The organism is Streptococcus mitis, from assembly GCF_002096835.1.
GTDB classification, from domain to species: domain Bacteria; phylum Bacillota; class Bacilli; order Lactobacillales; family Streptococcaceae; genus Streptococcus; species Streptococcus mitis_W.
Map to the genome: position 1 here is coordinate 326321 of NZ_NCVG01000023.1, position 22298 is coordinate 348618.

Below are 22298 nucleotides of genomic sequence, written 5' to 3' on the forward strand. Positions count from 1 at the left end.
GAGCTATGATGACACTTTTGTTGCCAAGATGGCCTTACCTTCTTTTATCAAGGGGTGACGGAATAATGAGAAGTACAGTTGAATGGTCATGGCAACCCAGATTAGGGGTTCGCAAAGGATAACTCCCTTATAGCCCGCCCAAGGAATAATCAAGATCACAAAAGCAATCTTCCCGATTAGTTCGATAAAGCTAGAAACCAGAGGAAGGACTTTTTGCCCCAAGCCCTGCAAGCAATTACGATAAATCAATAAGAGACTCAAAATAAGATAAAAGGCTGAACTGATTTGCAGATATAGACTTCCATTTTCTACCAAGTAGCTATCCGTCGAACTAGCCAAGAAGGAAACCAAGGCAGGACTGGCAAAAAAGAGAAAGACACATACAAAAACTGCCCAGGATACACTTAAACGACTGCCGATTCGTAGGCCTTGAACAATGCGGTCTGGGCGCTTAGCTCCTAGATTCTGAGAAGCAAAGGTCGTCATCGAAGCAGAAATAGCGGTCATAGGAAGAAGGGCGAAGGCCATAATGCGTCGAGCTGCCGTCTGGGCACTAATAATCACTGCACCAAAGGTATTAACAGAAGACTGTAAAATCACACTGCCGATAGATACAATTGAACTCATCAAGCCCATAGCCAAACCTTGCTCCAAAAGATCCGCGTACAAGGCCTTGTCCCATTTGAAATGTTTGAGTTGAGGGAGTAGTTCAGGTACATTCTTTCGGATATAGTAGAAACAAAGTGCAGCTGACAGCCCCTGCGAAATAATAGTCGCAAGTCCTGCCGATTGAACTCCTAACTGCAGTTGTGTAATGAAATACAAGTCAAGAACTACATTGATAAGGGCAGAGAAAATCAGAAAACCAAGGGCAGCTAGACTGTCCCCAATGGACCGCAACAAACCTGCAAAAAGATTATAAGCAAAGCTGACACCTACACAGGTCACAATCATAGAAATATATTGATAGGACTGAGGAAGAATTTCTGCAGGGGTATCTAGGTATTGCAAGAGTGGATACAATCCAAGAAAGCCCAGCAGCATCACTACAATACTCAAAAGTGCACCTAAAATCCAGGTGGTTGCTACTGCCTCCTTGATTTTAGTGAAATTCCTAGCCCCATAATAACGGGCAATAACAATCCCCATCCCATTGCCAACACCAAGAGTAAAACCTACAATCAGGTCAAAAATAGCTGTCGTTGCTCCTACTGCAGCCAAGGATTCTTGACCAAGAAATCGCCCAACAATCAAGACATCAGCAGTATTATAGAGCTGTTGAAAAATATTTGATAGCAAGATTGGGAAAGCAAAACTCAAAAGCGAGGGAAGAATCGGACCATGTATCAGGTCCACTGTTCGTTTTTTATTCATAAGGCTATTATATCAGCTTTCTAGAGGAGCGACAAGAAACAGCAAACTATAGGCAATCTGAAATCTTGAATAAAGAATCGAAAAAGCAGCGGATGGCCTCCACTGCTTTAACAGCTTATTCTTCAATTTCGATTTCAAGTTCGTCACCTAGGTCAAGAGTTACTTCTTCATTTACAGAATCTGCTTGAACTGCTTCATCTTTTTTGCTTTCAGCAACTTCTTCTCCATCAATCAAACCGAATTGAACACGGACTTGATGGTCAATCTCATCAAAGACTTCTGGGTTATCTGCCAAGTATTTCTTAGCATTTTCAGAACCTTGCCCAATTTTTTCATCTTTGTAAGAATACCATGCTCCTGCTTTTTTGATGATATCCAAATCGCTTGCGATCTTCAAGAGTTCACCAGTCTTAGAAATCCCTTCTCCGTACATGATTTCAACGAAGGCTTCCTTAAATGGTGGAGCCACCTTGTTTTTCACGACCTTGATTTTAGTTTCTTTACCGACATTGGTATCTTTTTGGTCACCAGTTCCCTTGATTTGCGTGCTTCCACGAACATCCAAACGGACTGAAGCGTAGAATTTCAGAGCACGTCCACCAGGAGTTGTTTCTGGATTTCCAAACATGACCCCAACTTTTTCACGCAATTGGTTGATAAAGATGGCAATTGTTTTGGTTTTATTGATAGAAGCACCAAGTTTACGCATAGCCTGGCTCATCATACGAGCCTGCAAACCAACGTGGCTATCTCCGATATCTCCATCAATTTCCGCACGAGGTACAAGGGCCGCAACTGAGTCGACCACGACAAGGTCAACTGCACCTGAGTCAATCAATTTCCCTGCAATTTCAAGACCTTGTTCTCCTGAGTCTGGTTGAGATAAGAGCAATTCGTCAATATTGACACCAAGGGCCGCAGCATAAGCTGGATCGAGAGCATGTTCCGCATCGATAAAGGCTGCAATACCACCTTCTTTTTGCGCTTGTGCAACTGCATGAAGGGCAACCGTTGTCTTACCAGATGACTCTGGCCCATAAATTTCAATGATACGCCCCTTAGGATAACCACCTGAACCAAGGGCAATGTCAAGAGCCAAAGAACCTGAACTCATCACTTGCACCTTTTGCTCCGCACGTTCACCCAAACGCATGATTGATCCTTTACCAAAGTCTTTCTCAATCAATTTAAGAGCGTCATTCAAGGCTTTTTCACGTTCTGCCCCGAATTTTTTTGAAATTTCATCTAATTTTTTTGGTTTTTTCGCCATTCTATTCTCCTACATTCTAATGGTCCTCAGACCTATCTACTATTATATCAAAAGTTAGTCACTTAATAAAGCCTTGCGAACTAGGTTAAAGGCATGCATAACAGCAATGTGACGTACATCTGCTCGACTTCTGCCTCCAATATTAACCTTGATGACCTCTGTTTCATGCTCTCGAGCCAAGCCTATGAAGACTGTCCCAGCTGGGTGTCCTTCTAGACTGTCTGGCCCTGCTACTCCAGTCAAACTAAGGCCAAAATCAGACTGGGTCTTGATTCGTGCCTGCTCAGCCATCTTCTGAGCTGTAAATGCAGACACTACACCATGTTCTTCCAAATCCTTGGCAGGAATATCCAACATCTTTGATTTTTCCTCCAAGCTATAGGTCACAAAACCACCTTTAAATATACTGGAAGCACCCAAAAAATTCGCTACAGTAGCTTGGAAAAGACCTGCCGTCAAGCTCTCTGCAGCCGTGATGGTTTTCCCCTGTTTTTTCAGTTCTTCTACCACAATGCTGGCCAAGCTAGTTTCTTCCCCATACCCATAACAAAGATCTCGTAAAGAAAGGCCTTCAAAAGTCTGGCGATCCAAGATTTGATTTTCCAAGATATCCAGCACTTGATTTGCCTCTTCTAGACTGCTAGCTTTTGTTGACAAGCGCAGTGTTACCTCTCCTGTCTTTGCATAAGGCGCCAAGGTCGGATCGGTTTGATTCTCAATCAAATCAGCCAAAATTGTCACCAGCTGACTTTCACCAATTCCAAAGAAACGAAGAACTCGGGAATACAACTTGCTCCCTGTCATCAACTTGGGTAGAAGTTGGTTTAAGACCATAGGTTTCAATTCACTTGGTGGACCTGGAAGGACGACGTAGGTCACTCCTTCGGCCTCTAACATCCCCCCTACAGCCAACCCTGTTTCGTTTGGCAGCGGAGTCGCTCCTTCTACAAGTTGAGCTTGTCTTTCGTTATTCGGTGTTCGGGCATAGTCTGGTCTCTGGGCAAAAAAGACATCCAACTTCTCCTGCGCCTGAGGGTCAAAGACTAATTCTTTCCCTAAAAATTTAGCTAGAGTTTGTTTGGTCAAATCGTCCTCAGTCGGCCCCAAACCACCTGTCAAAATCACCAGACTGCTACGTTGACTGGCAATCTCAAGCAGGGATAAGAGACGGGCTTCGTTGTCTCCTACAGCCGTCTGAAAATATACATCTACCCCAATCTCTGCTAGTTTTTCTGATAAAAACTGGGCATTGGTATTAACAATCTGTCCCGTCAAAATCTCTGTTCCAACAGCAATGATTTCTGCTTTCATGTTTCCTCCTACCTATCTATTCGTATTTTTTTGAAAAAATCGCAGGAAATTTCCCACGATTAATTTTTTATTTGTATTAAAAAACGAACTATTCTACTTCATTTGTTACAAAGACACCTTGTTGTTGATTCTCCCCATCACCAACAGGCACCCGTCCAAACAAATCTTCAAATAAGACAACATTTGTTTCCAGCTGAGTGACTTCTTCTTGTCCCAAAGAACGTCGCAATATATTCTGCATTTCCAACATATGCTCTCTCGAAACAATCTGGTAAGAAATACCTTGCAACATCTCTCCTTCGCCCTTCAATTGTTGAGATTCAATGGTTTTAAATGAATCTTTATAGCCCAACAAGCTAGGAATACTTTTCGCAGATAAATCAATATTAGTCTGCATATTCGTACTTAAGGCTTTTAAGATAGACTGATAGTGACTAACGCTATTCAAACTAAGAACTTTTTCAACAACCTTTTGAATGACTTCACGCTGACGCTTCTGACGTCCGTAGTCCCCTTCTGGGTCCTGGTAGCGCATGCGAGAATAAACAAGAGCTTCATCTCCATTTAGAGTTTGCTGCCCAACACCGATAGAAATGGTGTTAAATTCCTCTTGATCACTAATGGAAATCGGAAAACCTAGAGTATTATTGACAGTAACTCCCCCTACCGCATCGACTAATTGTTGCAAACCTTGCATATTGACCATAATATAGCGGTCAATATGAATGTTCATCATCTTCTGGATGGTTGAGATAGCTAATTCTGCACCTCCTCCAGCATAGGCTGCGTTCAGTTTCGCTTCTTCGATTTGTCCATCTTTATGCTGAATTTTCGTCAAAATATCTCGCTCTAAGCTCAACATTGTTGTCTTTCTCGTATGCGGATTAACTGTCAAGAGAATCATGGAGTCACTATTACCTTCCCAAGGGTCGGTTCGTTCCACATTTCCAGTATCAACTCCCATTAAAAGGATCGTTAAGGGTTCAGTAGCCTCAATAACATTGGTTTCTTCTCCAATTTTTTTATAGGTTTTTGATAAGGTTTGTGTACCTTGCTGATAAATAGTATAAGCGAAGACACCAACACCCAAAATTGTCACAGCTAGAAAAGCTAGCACCATTCCAATAATTTTTTTAACCATATTTCTATTAATCTATCAGTCTACCCATCAGGTAAACATCGATAAATTTCCCTTCCTCTATATATGCTCCACGCTCTTGGCGACCTTCAATTACAAAGCCTTGCTTTTGATAAAGATGAACTGCAGCTTGATTACGAGTTTGGACAGTTAGTTGAAGTCGACGAAGAATGCCACTAGCCTGCGCCCATTCTACGACTTCTTCAAGTAACAAATTTCCCAATCCATTATTCCAATATTTCTTACCAATCACAATAAAGAGATCTCCAATATGACGGACTCTCTTACGCTGGTCAGCTGTAACATTTACAAGACCAGCAATTTCATCATTCAGTAAGGCCAGTAAAGTGATTTGATTTTCCGAGTGAGCCTGTTTATCCAAAAATAACTCCATCTCAGTATCTGTCATCAAAATACCATCCCTGTCCAGACTGGTAAAATCTGTTTCTACACTGACACGATTTAAAAATGATACTAAGGCAGCCGCATCTTCAACCTCTGCTTCCCTAATGAGCAATTCATACTCCATGTTGAAGCTCCTCTAAGAGTTTTTCTGCACGTAAGCCCTTGGCTTTGAAGTTTAATCTGCGACCATCTTCCTCTTTTAGAATTTCCAATTCTAAATAAGTATCTGGTAAGGCATCACCTAAAAGATGTCCCCACTCAATGACAGTTACCCCACCACCAAAGAGAAACTCATCTAAATCAATAGAATCAGCATCCCCCTCAATACGATAAACATCTAGGTGGTAAAGTGGAAGACGACCTTCATACTCTCTCACGATAGTATAGGTTGGACTCTTAATCATCTGAGAAATCTGTAATCCCTTAGCAAGGCCTTTTGTAAAGGTCGTTTTGCCTGCTCCAAGTTCTCCAGTTAGAATTAAGACATCATTCTTCTCTAATAAACAGCCCAAACGTTCACCTAAGGACTGTAACTCTTCTTCGTTTTTAGTGTACATACCTCTATTATACCAAAAAGTTATTCTTTGTCGAGATATTATCTGTGAAGTCCAGATTATGAATTATGAGACTTGGGCTGGTTCTTGTTCTGATTTTAAAATAGGAACAGTAAAAAGAAAACTAATAATATATCTCTCATCAAGTGGCTATAAAATGAAACTTCCCAACGAATAACTTTTGGCACCAACAGGCCTAGAAATAGCATGCCCAAGGCAATATAAAAGGTCATGGATAATATTGACCAGGGATTTCTGAGAACGATTAAAATAGCTAATCCACTAATAAAACTTATTTCCTTCTTACCTAAAATCTTTTTCAATCCATATACGTACTTCTGAATGGGCAGAAAAACTAACAAATCAATACCAAATAAGAAAAAGAAACTCGGTAGAAAGACTTCTACAAACTCTTCACCAGTTGCTCTTCCCGTAAGAACATATTCTATGATAATCAAAGCTAAACCTAAAACATTTACCAATAGCAACAGAGTATACAAGAATTGTTGTCTATCTTCTTTAAAAACTGAATAATGTTGATTTCGTTGCCCTCTATAATAGTTTAGCCCTGCACCAATACTCGCAAGGAGCAACATACCCACTAAATAATAGAAGCAGTTTTGATTTAACATCAAGGACCAAGTCGATAAACTTAAACAAGAACAGCTACTAAGTCCAAAAACCGTCAGCAATAACAAAACTCGAATTTGCTTTTTCATTCTTTCCATCATTCTTCCTCCCTTACTTGCTCTTATTATAAGCTAGAAATTCTCATCATTGCTAGAATATTTCTCAACTGTCAGTTTTCTACTCTAAAATGCAAAAAAGTTTGATGCAAGTAATCCTCACACCAAACTTTTTGTTATTTTTCCTTAAACCAAAGAGCAATTTCTCGCTTAGCTGACTCTTCTGAATCTGAACCATGTACAACATTTTGGATAACCTCATTTTCTCCAGCAGCTTTTGCAAAATCACCTCGAATAGTCCCTGGTAAAGCTTCTTCTGGACGAGTTGCGCCCATCATGGTCCGCCAAGTTTCAATTACTTTAGGACCAGAAATGATACCTACAAGAACCGGGCCTGAAGTCATAAATTCACGAATCGGTGGGTAAAAACTCTGACCAACCAAGTCCTGATAGTGCTGGTCAATCAACTCTTCTGAAACCTGTGAACGCAACTCTAATTTTTCGATTGTCAATCCACGTTGTTCGATGCGTTTCAACACTTCACCTACTAGTCCTCTTTTTACACCATCTGGTTTAATGATAAAGAATGTTTGTTCCATACCCGTCTCCTTTGTCAGCTTCTTTCTTTTATTTTACCACATTTCATGGAAAAATGGAGAAAGTTTTCAGAAAAGAGAAAGAGAACCCGAAGGCTCTCTCATTCTCTCTTATTCTACTGTTTCTTCCACAGTTTCAACGGCAGTATCCACAACTACTTCTGTTGTTTCTTCATTTCCTTCTTCCTCTACTGGAGGGTTAAGGTATTCTTCTTCGTTGATAGCATGTGGTTCAAGGTTACGGTAACGGGCCATACCAGTACCTGCTGGGATGATTTTACCGATGATAACATTTTCTTTAAGTCCAAGGAGATGGTCTTTCTTACCACGGATAGCCGCATCAGTAAGGACACGAGTTGTTTCCTGGAAGGAAGCCGCTGACAAGAAACTGTTTGTTTCAAGTGAGGCTTTGGTAATTCCCATAAGGACTGGGCGACCTGTCGCTGGAACTCCACCTGCGATAAGGACATCTTTGTTAGCATCTGTAAAGTCATTGATATCCATGAGGGTACCCATGAGAAGATCTGTGTCACCTGGATCCATGACACGTACTTTACGAATCATTTGACGAACCATTACCTCGATGTGTTTGTCACCGATTTCTACCCCTTGGCTACGGTAAACTTTTTGTACTTCACCAAGAAGGTAAGTTTCAACTGACAAGACATCACGGACTGCAAGGAGACGTTTTGGTTGGATTGAACCTTCTGTAAGAGCAGCACCACGAGCTACTTGGTCTCCAACTTCAACACGCATACGAGCGGTAAATGGAACGACATATTCACCTTCGCCAGTTTCACCCTTAACAAAGACTTTCTTAGTACGAGTTGATGCATCTTCTTCGATAGCCGTAACTTGTCCTTTAACCTCTGTGATAACCGCTTCCCCTTTAGGATTGCGGGCTTCAAAGATTTCTTGGACACGAGGAAGACCCTGAGTGATATCGGTATTTGAAGCAACCCCACCCGTGTGGAAGGTACGCATTGTAAGCTGTGTACCAGGTTCCCCGATAGATTGGGCAGCGATTGTACCAACTGCTTCACCAACTTCAACCGCATCACCAGTCGCCAAGTTGATACCGTAACAGTGACGGCAGACACCATGACGAGTGTTACATGTAAATACAGAGCGGATAGTCACTTCTTCCACACCAGCATTGACAATTTCACGCGCCTTGTCTTCTGTAATCAACTCATTTGGACCAATGATCACTGCACCAGTTTCTGGATGTTTAACAGTTTTCTTAGTGTAACGACCATTGAGACGCTCTTCAAGAGACTCGATCATCTCTTTTCCTTCTGCGATAGAGCGGATCAAGAGACCACGGTCTGTTCCACAGTCGTCCTCACGGATGATAACGTCTTGGGCAACGTCAACCAAACGACGAGTCAAGTAACCTGAGTCGGCTGTCTTAAGGGCCGTATCGGTCATACCTTTACGGGCACCGTGAGTTGAGAAGAACATTTCGAGTACTGACAAACCTTCACGGAAGTTTGAAAGGATTGGCAATTCCATGATACGTCCGTTCGGAGCAGCCATCAGACCACGCATACCGGCAAGCTGTGAGAAGTTTGAGATATTACCACGGGCTCCTGAGTCCATCATCATAACGATTGGGTTCTTAGGATCTTGATTGGCAATCAAGCGTTTCTCAAGTTTTTCACGGGCAGCACGCCATTCAGCTGTAACGGCATTGTAACGCTCGTCGTCTGTGATCATACCACGACGGAATTGTTTTGTGATTTGTTCTACACGTTTGTGTGATTCTTCAATGATTTCAGCCTTGTCATCAACGACTGGGATATCGGCAATCCCCACTGTCAATCCTGCAAGAGTTGAGTGGTGGTAACCGAGGTTCTTCATACGGTCAAGTAGGGCAGAAGTTTCTGTCGTACGGAAACGTTTGAAGATTTCAGCGATGATATTTCCAAGGTTTTTCTTCTTGAATGGAGGGTTGAGTTCAAGTTTGCTGATTGCTTCCTTGATATCTCCACCAAGTGGCAAGAAGTACTTAGCTGGAACGCCTTCTGTCAAGTTGGCATTGTTTGGTTCTTGCAAGTATGGTAGACCCTCTGGCATGATGTCGTTGAAGAGGATTTTACCAACTGTTGTAAGCAAGACCTTGTGTTTTTGCTCTTCTGTCCATGGTTTGTTGAGGCTGTCTGTCGCGATACCAACACGTGAGTGGAGGTGAACATAACCATTACGGTAAGCCATAACAGCTTCGTCACGGTCTTTGAAGACCATTCCTTCACCTTCACGACCAGCTTCTTCCATGGTCAAGTAGTAGTTACCCAAAACCATATCCTGTGATGGAGTAACAACTGGTTTACCATCTTTCGGGTTTAAGATGTGCTCAGCAGCAAGCATGAGGATACGAGCTTCTGCTTGAGCTTCTTCTGAAAGTGGTACGTGGATGGCCATTTGGTCCCCGTCAAAGTCGGCATTGTAGGCTTCACAGACAAGTGGGTGCAAGCGAAGGGCCTTACCATCAATCAAGACAGGTTCGAAGGCTTGGATACCCAAACGGTGAAGGGTCGGTGCGCGGTTCAAAAGTACTGGGTGTTCTTTGATCACTTCTTCAAGGATATCCCAGATGCGTTCGTCTCCACGTTCCACCAAGCGTTTAGCTGCTTTGACGTTTTGCACGATATCACGAGCAACGATTTCACGCATGACAAATGGTTTAAAGAGCTCGATTGCCATTTCACGCGGCACACCACATTGGTACATCTTAAGTGTTGGACCAACGGCGATAACGGAACGTCCTGAGAAGTCAACACGTTTACCGAGCAAGTTTTGACGGAAGCGTCCTTGTTTACCTTTAAGCATGTGACTCAATGATTTAAGTGGACGGCTACCTGGTCCTGTGATTGGACGACCACGACGACCATTGTCAATCAAAGCGTCAACCGCTTCTTGAAGCATACGCTTCTCATTTTGAACGATGATACCTGGTGCATTCAACTCAAGCAAGCGAGCCAAACGGTTGTTACGGTTGATAACACGACGGTAAAGATCGTTCAAGTCAGATGAGGCAAAACGACCACCATCCAACTGCAACATTGGACGAAGATCTGGTGGAATAACTGGAAGGATGTTGAGAATCATCCACTCAGGTTTGTTCCCAGACTTGTAGAAAGCATCCAAAACATCCAAACGACGGATTGCTTTGACACGTTTTTGTCCAGTAGCTGTTTTCAACTCTTCTTTGAGTTCAGCAATTTCTTTTTCAAGATCTACTTGTTTCAAAAGGTCTTGGATAGCTTCGGCACCCATCTTGGCAACGAATGATCCATAACCATATTCACGCAAGCGCTCGCGGTATTCGCGCTCTGTCATGATAGACTTGTGCTCAAGCGGTGTATCCTTAGGATCAATCACCACATAAGCCGCAAAGTAGATAACTTCCTCAAGGGCACGAGGACTCATATCAAGGGTCAAGCCCATACGGCTTGGAATCCCCTTGAAGTACCAGATGTGAGATACAGGAGCTTTCAATTCGATATGCCCCATACGCTCACGACGAACTTTTGTACGCGTTACTTCAACCCCACAACGGTCACAAACAATCCCTCTGTAACGAATGCGTTTGTACTTACCACAAGCACATTCCCAGTCTTTTGTAGGACCAAAGATCACTTCATCAAAGAGTCCTTCACGTTCTGGTTTCAAGGTACGGTAATTGATTGTTTCAGGTTTTTTGACTTCTCCATAAGACCATGAACGGACTTTACTTGGAGAAGCTAGGGTGATTTGCATACTTTTAAAACGATTTACATCAACCACTATTTCTTCCCTTTCTATTCTAAGTGAACTGCTTATTCTTGTTCAGCAGCTTCTTCTGTTGCTTCCGCTTTTGTTGCTTTCTCAGCTTCTTCAGCTTCAAAGGCTGCTTTAGCCTCTTGGGCTGCTTTTTCGCGGGCTTTTTCAAGGTCATCTACGTGGATGACATCTTCGTCCATTCCTTCATCCAAGTCACGAAGTTCCACTTCTTGGTCATCTTCGTCTAGGACACGCATGTCAAGACCAAGAGATTGCAATTCTTTGACAAGAACTCGGAAGGATTCTGGAACACCTGGTTTTGGAATTGGTTTTCCTTTTGTAATAGCTTCATAAGCTTTCAAACGTCCGTTGATATCGTCAGACTTGTAAGTCAAGATTTCTTGAAGGACATTTGAGGCACCGTAGGCTTCAAGAGCCCAAACCTCCATCTCACCGAAACGTTGTCCACCAAACTGAGCTTTACCTCCGAGTGGTTGTTGGGTAACGGTTGAGTAAGGTCCGACCGAACGCGCGTGCAATTTATCGTCAACCATGTGGTGGAGTTTGATCATGTACATGACTCCGACAGAAACACGGTTATCAAATGGTTCACCCGTACGTCCATCGTAAAGGATTGTTTTGGCATCGCTATCCATACCAGCTTCTTTAACAGTTGACCAAAGGTCTTCAGAACTTGCTCCGTCAAAGACTGGTGTTGCGATGTGAATACCAAGAGTACGAGCCGCCATACCAAGGTGGAGCTCCATAACCTGACCGATATTCATACGTGATGGCACCCCAAGTGGGTTCAACATGATATCGACTGGAGTTCCATCTGGAAGGTAAGGCATGTCTTCTACAGGAACGATACGAGAGACAACCCCTTTATTTCCGTGACGTCCGGCCATCTTATCTCCGACCTTGATCTTACGTTTTTGAGCGATGTAAACGCGAACCAGCATGTTGACACCTGATTGTAACTCATCTCCATTTGCACGTGTAAAGATCTTAACATCACGAACGACACCATCGGCACCGTGTGGTACACGAAGAGAAGTATCACGAACTTCACGTGACTTGTCTCCAAAGATAGCGTGCAAGAGACGTTCTTCAGCTGAAAGGTCTTTCTCCCCCTTAGGTGTTACTTTACCTACAAGGATATCGCCTTCTTTAACCTCAGCACCGATACGGATAATACCCATTTCGTCAAGGTCTTTAAGAGCATCTTCACCAACGTTTGGAATTTCGCGAGTGATTTCTTCAGGCCCAAGCTTTGTATCGCGCGTTTCTGATTCGTATTCTTCAAGGTGGACATATGTGTAGACATCGTCTTTAACCAAGCGTTCGCTCATGATAACGGCATCCTCGAAGTTGTAGCCTTCCCAAGTCATATAGGCAACGATTGGGTTTTGTCCAAGCGCCATTTCTCCATTTTCCATAGAAGGTCCGTCAGCAATGAAATCGCCTTTTTCAACGACATCGCCAACTTTAACAAGCGTACGTTGGTTGTAGGCAGTACCTGAGTTTGAACGACGGAATTTTTGGATGTGGTAAACGTCCAATGAACCATCTTCACGACGAACTTCTACCTTGTCAGCATCTGCATAAGTAACTTTACCGTCATACTGAGCAATCACAGCAGCTCCTGAATCGTGGGCTGCTTGGTATTCCATACCAGTACCAACGTAAGGTGCCTTAGGATTAATCAACGGCACAGCCTGACGTTGCATGTTGGCTCCCATGAGGGCACGGTTGGAGTCATCGTTTTCCAAGAAAGGAATACATGCTGTCGCAACGGCAACTACCTGTTTTGGTGAAACGTCCATGTAGTCAACAACATTAGCTGGATACTCTTGGTTGACCCCTTGGTGACGTCCCATGACAACTTTCTCAGCAAATGTTCCATCTTCATTCAGACGAGAATTAGCCTGTGCTACAGTAAATTCATCTTCTTCATCGGCTGTCAACCAAACGATTTCGTTTGTGACAACGCCTGTTTCACGGTCAACCTTACGGTATGGTGTTTGAACAAAACCATATTTGTTCAAGTGTCCGTAAGATGACAAGTTATTGATCAAACCGATATTAGGTCCTTCAGGTGTCTCGATTGGACACATACGACCGTAGTGAGTGTAGTGCACGTCACGTACTTCATATCCAGCACGGTCACGTGTCAAACCACCAGGCCCCAAGGCTGACAAACGGCGTTTGTGAGACAACTCAGAAAGTGGGTTGTGTTGGTCCATGAACTGTGACAACTGTGATGAACCAAAGAATTCTTTAACCGCAGCTGTTACAGGACGGATATTGATAATTTGTTGCGGTGTCAAGACTTCGTTGTCTTGAACAGACATACGTTCACGGACATTACGTTCCATACGAGAAAGTCCAAGACGTACTTGGTTAGCAAGCAATTCACCAACCGCACGGATACGACGGTTTCCAAGGTGGTCGATGTCATCTACACGGCCAAGCCCTTCAGCCAAGTTGAGGAAGTAGCTCATCTCGGCAAGAATATCTGCAGGAGTGACGATACGAACCTTGTCATCTGGATTAGCATTACCAATAATAGTTACAACACGGTCTGGATCAGTTGGAGCAACAACCTTGAATTTTTGAAGAACAACTGGCTCAGTCACAACGGCTGCATCATTTGGAATGTAGACAATCTTGTTCAAGTCGCCATCCAAATAGCTTTCAATACTTTCAATCACGCTACGAGTCATGACTGTTCCAGCTTCTACCAAGATTTCGCCTGTTTCAGGGTCTACCAATGGCTCAGCAATAGTTTGGTTAAGCAAACGTGTTTTAACATTGAGTTTTTTATTGATTTTGTAACGACCGACAGCTGCCAAGTCATAACGACGTGGGTCAAAGAAACGAGCTACAAGCAAGCTACGTGAGCTTTCAGCAGTCTTAGGCTCACCTGGACGAAGGCGTTCGTAAATTTCTTTCAAAGCTTCGTCGGTACGAGAGTCCATTGGATTCTTGTGGATATCTTTTTCAACAGTGTTGCGAACCAATTCGCTATCACCAAAGATATCAAAGATTTCATCATCACCTGAGAAACCAAGCGCACGAACCAATGTTGTAAATGGAATCTTACGAGTACGGTCGATACGAGTGTAGGCAATATCTTTTGAGTCGCTTTCAAGTTCCAACCAAGCTCCACGGTTAGGGATAACAGTTGACCCGTACCCCACTTTACCGTTTTTATCAACTTTATCGTTAAAGTAAACACCTGGTGAGCGGACCAACTGAGATACGATGATACGTTCACCACCATTGATGATGAAAGTACCCATTTCAGTCATGATTGGGAAATCACCAAAGAAAACTTCTTGGGTTTTGATTTCGCCTGTTTCTTTATTGATCAAGCGGAAGGTTACAAAAATTGGTGCTGAGTAGCTAGCATCGTGGATACGAGCTTCTTCTAGCGTGTATTTTGGTTCCTTGATTTCATATCCAACAAATTCCAACTCCATTGTGTCTGTGAAGTTTGAAATTGGCAATACATCTTCAAATACTTCCTTAAGACCATGGTCTAGGAAATCTTTGAATGAGTCAGTTTGAATTTCAATCAAATTTGGTAAGTCAAGAACTTCTTTGATTCTTGAAAAACTACGACGGGTACGATGTTTCCCGTATTGAACGTCATGTCCTGCCAAGATGATTCTCCTTTGTAAATAAGTTCCAAGCCTTGTCAATCAGGCTTTTCTAATCGTCATATGGTTTTAAAAACCCCTATCACCGTGTCCTCTTGATAAATTTTCAGAATCTTTAAGTCTTTGTTACAAGCACTCAAAATCCTGAAAAAAAGCACAAAAAGAGCAGCTAAATCTGACTTCTTCAGAAGATTTAACTGCTGTGAGCCTTGTCTGGACAATATTTCAGACAAAACCTACGACAAATGATTACTCATATTATACCCTATTTAGCTAGATTTTTCAAGGGGATTAACGATTTTTTGACAAAATCTTTTCCTATAAGAAATACTGGCTAAATCGTAGCAAAACCTGTTGCGATTTTCTTTTATTTTAATTTCGAGAAAACGCTTGCATATTATTTTACTACATGCTATACTGATATAGAAATTTATTGATTGGAGAATCATCATGAGAAAAACACCAGCTCAAACTGAGAAAAAAATGGTCTACAGCATCCGTTCCCTCAAAAATGGAACTGGTTCTGTCCTTATTGGAGCAAGCCTTGTCCTACTTGCCATGGCTACACCAACTATCTCAGCCAACGAAAATACTACAACCACTAACGCAAGTAATAGTGAAACTACTACTGCCCTTGCCCAACCTCTTACTGATACAGCAACGAGCTCTGGTAAGAAAGAAAGCGATTTTTCTTCACCTAATAATGCAAACGCTTCCCTAGAGAAAACAGAAGAAAAACCTGCAACAGAGCCAACAACTCCTGTTGCAAGCCCAGCCGATTCAGCACCACAAACTGGACAAGATCGTTCAAGTGAGACAACTACTTCTACGAGTCCAGTAACGACTGAAACTAAGGCAGAAGAGCCAATAGAAGACAACTACTTCCGTATCCATGTCAAAAAGCTTCCTGAAGAAAACAAGGATGCTCAAGGACTATGGACTTGGGACGATGTTGAAAAACCTTCTGAGAACTGGCCTAACGGAGCCTTGTCCTTCAAGGATGCCAAAAAAGATGACTACGGCTACTACCTAGATGTCAAATTAAAGGGAGAACAAGCCAAGAAAATTAGCTTCCTCATCAACAATACAGCTGGGAAAAATCTAACCGGCGATAAATCGGTAGAAAAACTGGCACCAAAGATGAATGAGGCTTGGTTGGACCAAGATCACAAGGTTTTCTCTTACGAGCCACAACCTGCAGGAACTATTCGCGTCAACTACTATCGTACAGATGGCAACTATGACAAGAAATCTCTCTGGTACTGGGGAGATGTGAAAAATCCAAGTAGTGGTGAATGGCCTAACGGAACAGACTTTACGGCTACAGGCAAATATGGTCGCTATATCGATATTCCACTCAAAGATGCAGCTAAAGATCTTGGATTTTTATTACTAGACAGAAAGAAACAAGGAGACGATGTGAAAATCCGTAAAGAAGATTATAAGTTCACAGATTTGAAAAATCATAGCCAAATTTTCCTAAAAGATGATGACGAAACCATCTACACCAACCCCTACTATGTGCACGATATCCGTATGACAGGTGCCCAACACGTAGGAACTTCTAGCATTGAAAGTAGTTTTTCAACACTAGTCGGTGCCAAAAAAGAGGATATCCTCAAACACTCTAACATCACTAATCACCTAGGAAACAAAGTAGCTATTACTGATGTCTCAATCGATGAAGCTGGCAAGAAAGTGACCTACAGCGGAGATTTCTCTGACACAAAACATCCTTATACCGTTAGCTACAACTCTGACAAATTCACTACCAAAACAAGCTGGCGCCTGAAAGATGAGACTTACAGCTATGATGGTAAACTTGGAGCTGAACTCAAAGAAGAAGGAAAACAAGTTGATTTGACCCTTTGGTCACCAAGTGCCGATAAGGTTTCTGTCGTTGTCTACGACAAGAATGACCCTGAAAAAGTGGTTGGAACTGTCGCTCTTGAAAAAGGGGAAAGAGGAACTTGGAAACAAACTCTAGATAGCACAAACAAACTAGGAATCACAAATTTCACTGGATACTATTATCAATACCAAATCGAGCGTCAAGGTAAAACTGTTCTTGCACTCGATCCTTACGCTAAATCTCTCGCTGCTTGGAATAGTGACGATGCTAAGATTGACGATGCCCATAAAGTGGCTAAAGCCGCCTTTGTAGATCCAGCCAAACTCGGACCTCAAGACTTGACTTATGGTAAGATTCACAACTTCAAGACTCGTGAAGATGCCGTTATCTACGAAGCTCATGTGCGTGACTTCACTTCAGATCCTGCCATTGCAAAAGACTTGACCAAACCATTTGGTACCTTTGAAGCCTTTATTGAAAAACTAGACTATCTCAAAGACTTGGGTGTGACCCACATCCAGCTCCTTCCAGTCTTGTCTTACTACTTTGTCAATGAATTGAAGAACCATGAACGCTTGTCTGACTATGCTTCAAGCAACAGCAACTACAACTGGGGATATGACCCTCAAAACTACTTCTCCTTGACTGGTATGTACTCAAGCGATCCTAAGAATCCAGAAAAACGAATCGCAGAGTTTAAAAATCTCATCAATGAAATCCACAAACGTGGTATGGGAGCTATCCTAGACGTAGTGTATAACCATACAGCTAAAGTCGATATCTTTGAAGATTTAGAACCAAACTACTACCACTTTATGGATGCTGATGGTACACCTCGCACTAGCTTTGGTGGTGGACGCTTGGGAACAACCCACCATATGACCAAACGGCTCCTAGTTGACTCTATCAAATATCTGGTTGATACCTACAAAGTAGATGGATTCCGCTTCGATATGATGGGAGACCATGATGCCGCTTCTATCGAAGAAGCGTACAAGGCTGCACGCGCCCTCAATCCAAACCTCATCATGCTGGGTGAAGGTTGGAGAACCTATGCTGGTGATGAAAACATGCCTACTAGAGCTGCTGACCAAGATTGGATGAAACATACCGATACTGTCGCTGTCTTTTCAGATGACATCCGTAACAACCTCAAGTCTGGTTATCCAAATGAAGGTCAACCTGCCTTTATCACGGGTGGCAAGCGTGATGTCAACACTATCTTTAAAAATCTCATTGCTCAGCCAACCAACTTTGAAGCAGATAGCCCTGGAGATGTCATCCAATACATAGCAGCCCATGATAACTTGACCCTCTTTGATATCATTGCCCAGTCTATCAAAAAAGACCCAAGCAAGGCTGAGAACTATGCTGAAATCCATCGTCGTTTGCGACTTGGAAACCTCATGGTCTTGACAGCTCAAGGAACTCCATTTATCCACTCTGGTCAGGAATACGGACGCACCAAACAATTCCGTGACCCAGCCTACAAGACCCCAGTAGAAGAGAACAAGGTTCCAAACAAATCTCACTTGTTGCGTGATAAGGACGGCAATCCATTTGACTATCCTTACTTCATCCATGACTCTTACGATTCTAGCGACGCTATCAATAAGTTTGACTGGACTAAGGCTACAGACAGCAAAGCTTATCCTGAAAATGTCAAGAGTCGTGACTATATGAAAGGGTTGATTGCCCTTCGTCAATCTACAGATGCCTTCCGACTTAAGAGTCTTCAAGATATCAAAGACCGTGTCCACCTCATCACTGTACCAGGCCAAAATGGTGTGGAAAAAGAGGATGTAGTGATTGGCTACCAAATCACTGCTCCAAACGGGGATATCTACGCAGTCTTTGTCAATGCGGACGAAAAAGCTCGCGAATTTAATCTGGGAACTGCCTTTGCCTATCTCAGAAATGCTGAAGTTTTGGCGGACGAAAACCAAGCAGGACCAGTCGGAATTGCCAACCCTCAAGGCCTTGAATGGACTGAAAAAGGCTTGAAATTAAATGCCCTTACAGCTACTGTTCTTCGAGTCTCTCAAGGTGGTGCCATCGTTGCCCCAGCTGTGGAAGAAAAACCAGAATTTGACCTTTCAAGCTTAAAACAAGAACAAGGGCAAAATAATGGCCAAGGTACTATTTCAAACCGAGTGGTCAAACCTGAACATCAAGATCCAGCTCCACAAGTTAGACCTGACTCTACTAAACCAGATTCTCCTAAACCAGATGCAAAAGTAGCTGATGCAGAAGATAAACCTAGCCAATCTACAACTGATTCACAATCTACAACTGATTCACAAGCTACACAAACTTCACAACTAGCGCAAGAAACACAACCATCATCTGTAAGTCAAGCTGTTCAAAACGAATCAGTAGAAAACCCTAGCAAGGAAAATATACCTGCGCCTCTAGCTAAACAAGCTGAACTTCCAAATACAGGAACTAAAAACGATAACAAACTCCTATTCGCAGGAATCAGCCTCCTTGCCCTTCTCGGTCTCGGATTCTTACTAAAAAACAAAAAAGAGAATTAAACTAGCCCTCCTATAGAAAAATCCTCCGAGCATTAATGCTCGGGGGATTATTTTTTGTACAATATTTGTAGTTATAATACATTTGATTAGTATTTTTTATTAAGCCTCTTTCATGGCAAAATAAGACCGTACTTTGGGAGCCACTTGCGTTCCGAAAAGTTCAATAGCTCTCAGAACCTGATTATGTGGCATAGAACCAAGCGGTAGATGGAGCATGAAGCGGTCCAAACCTAAATCCTCTATCATGCGAATCAATTTTTCTGCCACCTGATCTGGATTGCCCACAAACATGGCACCATTTGGCCTAACTTGCTCCAAATATTGCTCATAACGCAATTCCTGCCAGTGCGAACGGTCTTTGGAAATAGCATCCACCACTTGCTTGGTCGGATGGAAATAATCTTTCACAGCCTGCTCGCCATCTTCAGCAATCCAACCCCAAGAATGGGCCCCAACCTTTAGTTCCTGACTGGCATAACCTGCTTCGCTCCCAATCTCACGATAAGCCTGAATCAACTTTTTAAAATAACGCGGATTGCCACCAATAATGGCATAGACAATCGGTAGGCCTGCCTGAGCAATCTTCACTGTTGATTCAACACGACCACCTGTCGCTATCCACAAGGGCAATTTGTCCTGAACCGGACGAGGATAAACTTCTTTGCCAGAGATCGTTTGGGTCAATCGACCTTGCCAGTCTAGCTTGGTCTTTTCATTGACTAACTGAAGCAAGTCTAATTTCTCATCAAAAAGGGCTTCGTAGTCTTTCAAATCATATCCAAACAAGGGAAAAGATTCCGTGAAAGAACCCCTTCCAACCATAATCTCCGCACGTCCATTTGACAAAGCATCGATAGTGGCATATTGTTGGAACAAACGAATCGGATCCATACTTGAGAGAATGCTGACCGCACTGGTCAAACGAATTTTCTTGGTATTGACTGCCCCAGCTGCCAAGATAATCTCTGGGGCTGATACCGCAAAATCCGCTCGATGGTGCTCACCAATCCCATACACATCCAAACCAATCTTGTCAGCCAGTTCAATCTCTGCCACCAACTGGCTAATACGTTCAGCATGACTGTAAGTTTGCCCAGTCCCTTCAAGCTCCGTTGTTTCTCCAAATGTTGAAATTCCCAATTCTACCACAGTGATTCTCCTTGTCTATTCCGGTCCTTCATTTTGAAAAATTATTCTAACACTAATCTTGAGTACAAGCAACCGATTTGCTCACAAGAAAAAGCCTAGATAACTAGACTTTTTTAGCTTATTCTACCGTTACTGATTTAGCAAGATTACGTGGTTTGTCCACATCAAGGCCACGGTGGAGTGTTGCAAAGTAAGCGACCAATTGTGTTGGTACGACCATTGAAATTGGCGAGAGGTAAGGGTGTACAGTCGTAAGAACGATATCATCTGTCTCTTTAGCAACATTTTCTTCTGCGATAGTGAGGACTTTGGCACCACGGGCTACCACTTCTTGGATATTTCCGCGAGTATGGTTAGCAAGGACTGGATCTGACAAGAGAGCCAAGACAGGCGTTCCTTCTTCAATCAAGGCAATAGTTCCGTGCTTGAGTTCTCCTGCCGCAAAGCCTTCACACTGGATGTAAGAAATCTCTTTGAGTTTAAGGCTTGCTTCCATAGCTACGTAGTAATCTTGACCACGCCCAATATAAAAGGCGTTGCGAGTTGTTTCAAGAAGCTCACGAACCTTAGCTTCAATGGTTTCTTTCTCTGAAAGAGTTGATTCGATAGACTGAGCTACGATTGACAACTCATGAACTAAATCAAATGCTTGCGCTTTGGCATTGCCATTTGCTTCTCCGACTGCTTTTGCAAGGAAGGCAAGGGCTGCAATTTGCGCTGTATAGGCTTTAGTTGACGCCACGGCAATTTCAGGACCTGCATGAAGAAGCATGGTATGGTTAGCTTCACGAGAAAGAGTTGAGCCTGGAACATTTGTCACTGTCAAGCTTGGGATTCCCATTTCATTAGCCTTGACCAAAACTTGACGACTATCCGCTGTTTCACCAGATTGGCTGATAAAGATGAAGAGTGGTTTCTTGCTGAGAAGTGGCATACCGTAGCCCCACTCAGATGAGATTCCAAGTTCAACTGGTGTATCTGTCAATTCTTCCAACATTTTCTTAGAAGCAAATCCTGCGTGGTAAGATGTTCCAGCTGCAAGGATGTAGATACGGTCTGCGTCTTGAACAGCCTGGATGATAGCTGGGTCTACGACAACTTGACCAGCCTCATCTGTGTAGGCTTGGATGAGTTTACGCATAACCGTTGGTTGCTCATCGATTTCCTTGAGCATGTAGTAAGGATAAGTTCCCTTACCGATATCTGACAAGTCAAGTTCAGCAGTATAGCTAGCACGTTCACGACTGTTACCATCATAGTCTTGAACTTCCACGCTATCAGCCTTGACGATTACCAACTCTTGGTCATGAATTTCCATGTATTGGTTGGTCTCACGAATCATAGCCATAGCATCTGAGCAGACCATGTTATATCCTTCCCCAAGACCAATCAAAAGTGGTGATTTATTTTTAGCTACGTAGATGACTTCAGGATCTTGTGAGTCAACCAAGGCAAAGGCATAAGAACCACGAATGATGTGAAGAGCTTTTTTGAAGGCTTCAAGAACTGACAAGCCATCTTCTTCCGCAAATTTTCCAATCAAGTGAACGGCGATTTCCGTATCTGTTTGCCCCTTGAAGTGGTGCCCAGCAAGGTATTCTTCCTTGATTTCAAGGTAGTTCTCAATCACCCCATTGTGCACCAAAACAAAACGTTCTGTCTCAGAGCGATGTGGATGAGCATTGTCTTCCGTTGGTTTTCCGTGAGTCGCCCAACGAGTATGTCCAATCCCAGTTGTTCCCTCAACACCAGCTGTCTTGGCAGACAATTCTGCGATACGGCCTACAGCCTTTACTAGGTGGTTTTCAGCACCACCTAGGACAAAAATTCCCGCAGAATCATAGCCACGGTATTCGAGCTTTTCAAGCCCTTGAATCAAAATATCAGTTGCATTTGTGTTTCCAACAACACCAACAATTCCACACATAGTATATACGACACAGACCAGCTGTGCTTTCTCCTTAAAATTGGTATAGTCTAATTCCTCTTTTATAGA

Annotated in this window: 13 protein-coding genes; 1 reads left to right on the forward strand and 12 read right to left on the reverse strand. The window is 42.9% G+C overall.

Annotated elements, in window-relative coordinates:
• Positions 1–3: 3 nt before the first annotated feature.
• The 10 genes from B7699_RS08430 to rpoB form a co-directional block, all read right to left on the reverse strand.
• Entirely contained in the window at positions 4–1374 is a 1371-nt protein-coding gene (locus B7699_RS08430; protein ID WP_084927946.1) for an MATE family efflux transporter, read from the reverse strand.
• A gap of 115 nt (positions 1375–1489) precedes the next feature.
• Positions 1490–2644, reverse strand: a complete 1155-nt coding sequence (recA, locus tag B7699_RS08435; protein WP_049552310.1) for a recombinase RecA — start codon at positions 2642–2644, stop codon at positions 1490–1492.
• 54 nt (positions 2645–2698) lie between these two features.
• Positions 2699–3955, reverse strand: coding sequence for a competence/damage-inducible protein A (locus B7699_RS08440; RefSeq protein ID WP_084927947.1), 1257 nt, complete (start codon positions 3953–3955; stop codon positions 2699–2701).
• Positions 3956–4043: 88 nt separating this feature from the next.
• Entirely contained in the window at positions 4044–5096 is a 1053-nt protein-coding gene (gene lytR, locus B7699_RS08445; RefSeq protein ID WP_084927948.1) for a glycopolymer--peptidoglycan transferase LytR, read from the reverse strand.
• Positions 5097–5103: 7 nt separating this feature from the next.
• Entirely contained in the window at positions 5104–5622 is a 519-nt protein-coding gene (locus tag B7699_RS08450; protein ID WP_084927949.1) for a GNAT family N-acetyltransferase, read from the reverse strand.
• Positions 5612–6055, reverse strand: coding sequence for a tRNA (adenosine(37)-N6)-threonylcarbamoyltransferase complex ATPase subunit type 1 TsaE (tsaE, locus tag B7699_RS08455; protein WP_070528613.1), 444 nt, complete (start codon positions 6053–6055; stop codon positions 5612–5614). The genes B7699_RS08450 and tsaE overlap by 11 nt, the downstream gene beginning before the upstream one ends.
• A 95-nt stretch (positions 6056–6150) precedes the next feature.
• Positions 6151–6783 carry a competence protein gene (locus B7699_RS08460; protein ID WP_239822221.1) on the reverse strand — a complete coding sequence of 211 codons (633 nt, stop codon included), beginning with the start codon at positions 6781–6783 and terminating at the stop codon, positions 6151–6153.
• Positions 6784–6914: 131 nt separating this feature from the next.
• On the reverse strand, positions 6915–7337 hold the full coding sequence (gene ndk / locus B7699_RS08465) for a nucleoside-diphosphate kinase (RefSeq protein ID WP_084927950.1): 423 nt from the start codon (positions 7335–7337) through the stop codon (positions 6915–6917).
• 108 nt (positions 7338–7445) lie between these two features.
• The gene (gene rpoC / locus B7699_RS08470) at positions 7446–11123 is read right to left on the reverse strand and encodes a DNA-directed RNA polymerase subunit beta' (protein WP_000228740.1); all 3678 of its coding nucleotides are present in this window, start codon (positions 11121–11123) and stop codon (positions 7446–7448) included.
• Positions 11124–11155: 32 nt separating this feature from the next.
• The gene (gene rpoB, locus B7699_RS08475; RefSeq protein ID WP_084927951.1) at positions 11156–14767 is read right to left on the reverse strand and encodes a DNA-directed RNA polymerase subunit beta; all 3612 of its coding nucleotides are present in this window, start codon (positions 14765–14767) and stop codon (positions 11156–11158) included.
• Between the two features lie 447 nt (positions 14768–15214).
• Here rpoB and B7699_RS08480 point away from each other — a divergent pair, with 447 nt between their 5' ends.
• Positions 15215–19153, forward strand: coding sequence for a pullulanase (locus tag B7699_RS08480; RefSeq protein WP_084927952.1), 3939 nt, complete (start codon positions 15215–15217; stop codon positions 19151–19153).
• 99 nt (positions 19154–19252) lie between these two features.
• Here the strand turns inward: B7699_RS08480 and B7699_RS08485 are convergent, their stop codons facing one another.
• Positions 19253–20302, reverse strand: coding sequence for an LLM class flavin-dependent oxidoreductase (locus B7699_RS08485; protein ID WP_084927953.1), 1050 nt, complete (start codon positions 20300–20302; stop codon positions 19253–19255).
• Between the two features lie 118 nt (positions 20303–20420).
• The gene (gene glmS, locus B7699_RS08490; RefSeq protein ID WP_084927954.1) at positions 20421–22229 is read right to left on the reverse strand and encodes a glutamine--fructose-6-phosphate transaminase (isomerizing); all 1809 of its coding nucleotides are present in this window, start codon (positions 22227–22229) and stop codon (positions 20421–20423) included.
• Positions 22230–22298 lie beyond the last annotated feature (69 nt).

What these genes read in the sequence shown, in the direction of transcription:
- B7699_RS08430 (WP_084927946.1), bottom strand. Translation starts at nt 1,374, where the DNA reads ATGAATAAAAAACGAACAGTGGACCTGATACATGGTCCGATTCTTCCC.
- recA (WP_049552310.1), bottom strand. Translation starts at nt 2,644, where the DNA reads ATGGCGAAAAAACCAAAAAAATTAGATGAAATTTCAAAAAAATTCGGG.
- B7699_RS08440 (WP_084927947.1), bottom strand. Translation starts at nt 3,955, where the DNA reads ATGAAAGCAGAAATCATTGCTGTTGGAACAGAGATTTTGACGGGACAG.
- lytR (WP_084927948.1), bottom strand. Translation starts at nt 5,096, where the DNA reads ATGGTTAAAAAAATTATTGGAATGGTGCTAGCTTTTCTAGCTGTGACA.
- B7699_RS08450 (WP_084927949.1), bottom strand. Translation starts at nt 5,622, where the DNA reads ATGGAGTATGAATTGCTCATTAGGGAAGCAGAGGTTGAAGATGCGGCT.
- tsaE (WP_070528613.1), bottom strand. Translation starts at nt 6,055, where the DNA reads ATGTACACTAAAAACGAAGAAGAGTTACAGTCCTTAGGTGAACGTTTG.
- B7699_RS08460 (WP_239822221.1), bottom strand. Translation starts at nt 6,783, where the DNA reads ATGATGGAAAGAATGAAAAAGCAAATTCGAGTTTTGTTATTGCTGACG.
- ndk (WP_084927950.1), bottom strand. Translation starts at nt 7,337, where the DNA reads ATGGAACAAACATTCTTTATCATTAAACCAGATGGTGTAAAAAGAGGA.
- B7699_RS08480 (WP_084927952.1), top strand. Translation starts at nt 15,215, where the DNA reads ATGAGAAAAACACCAGCTCAAACTGAGAAAAAAATGGTCTACAGCATC.
- glmS (WP_084927954.1), bottom strand. Translation starts at nt 22,229, where the DNA reads ATGTGTGGAATTGTTGGTGTTGTTGGAAACACAAATGCAACTGATATT.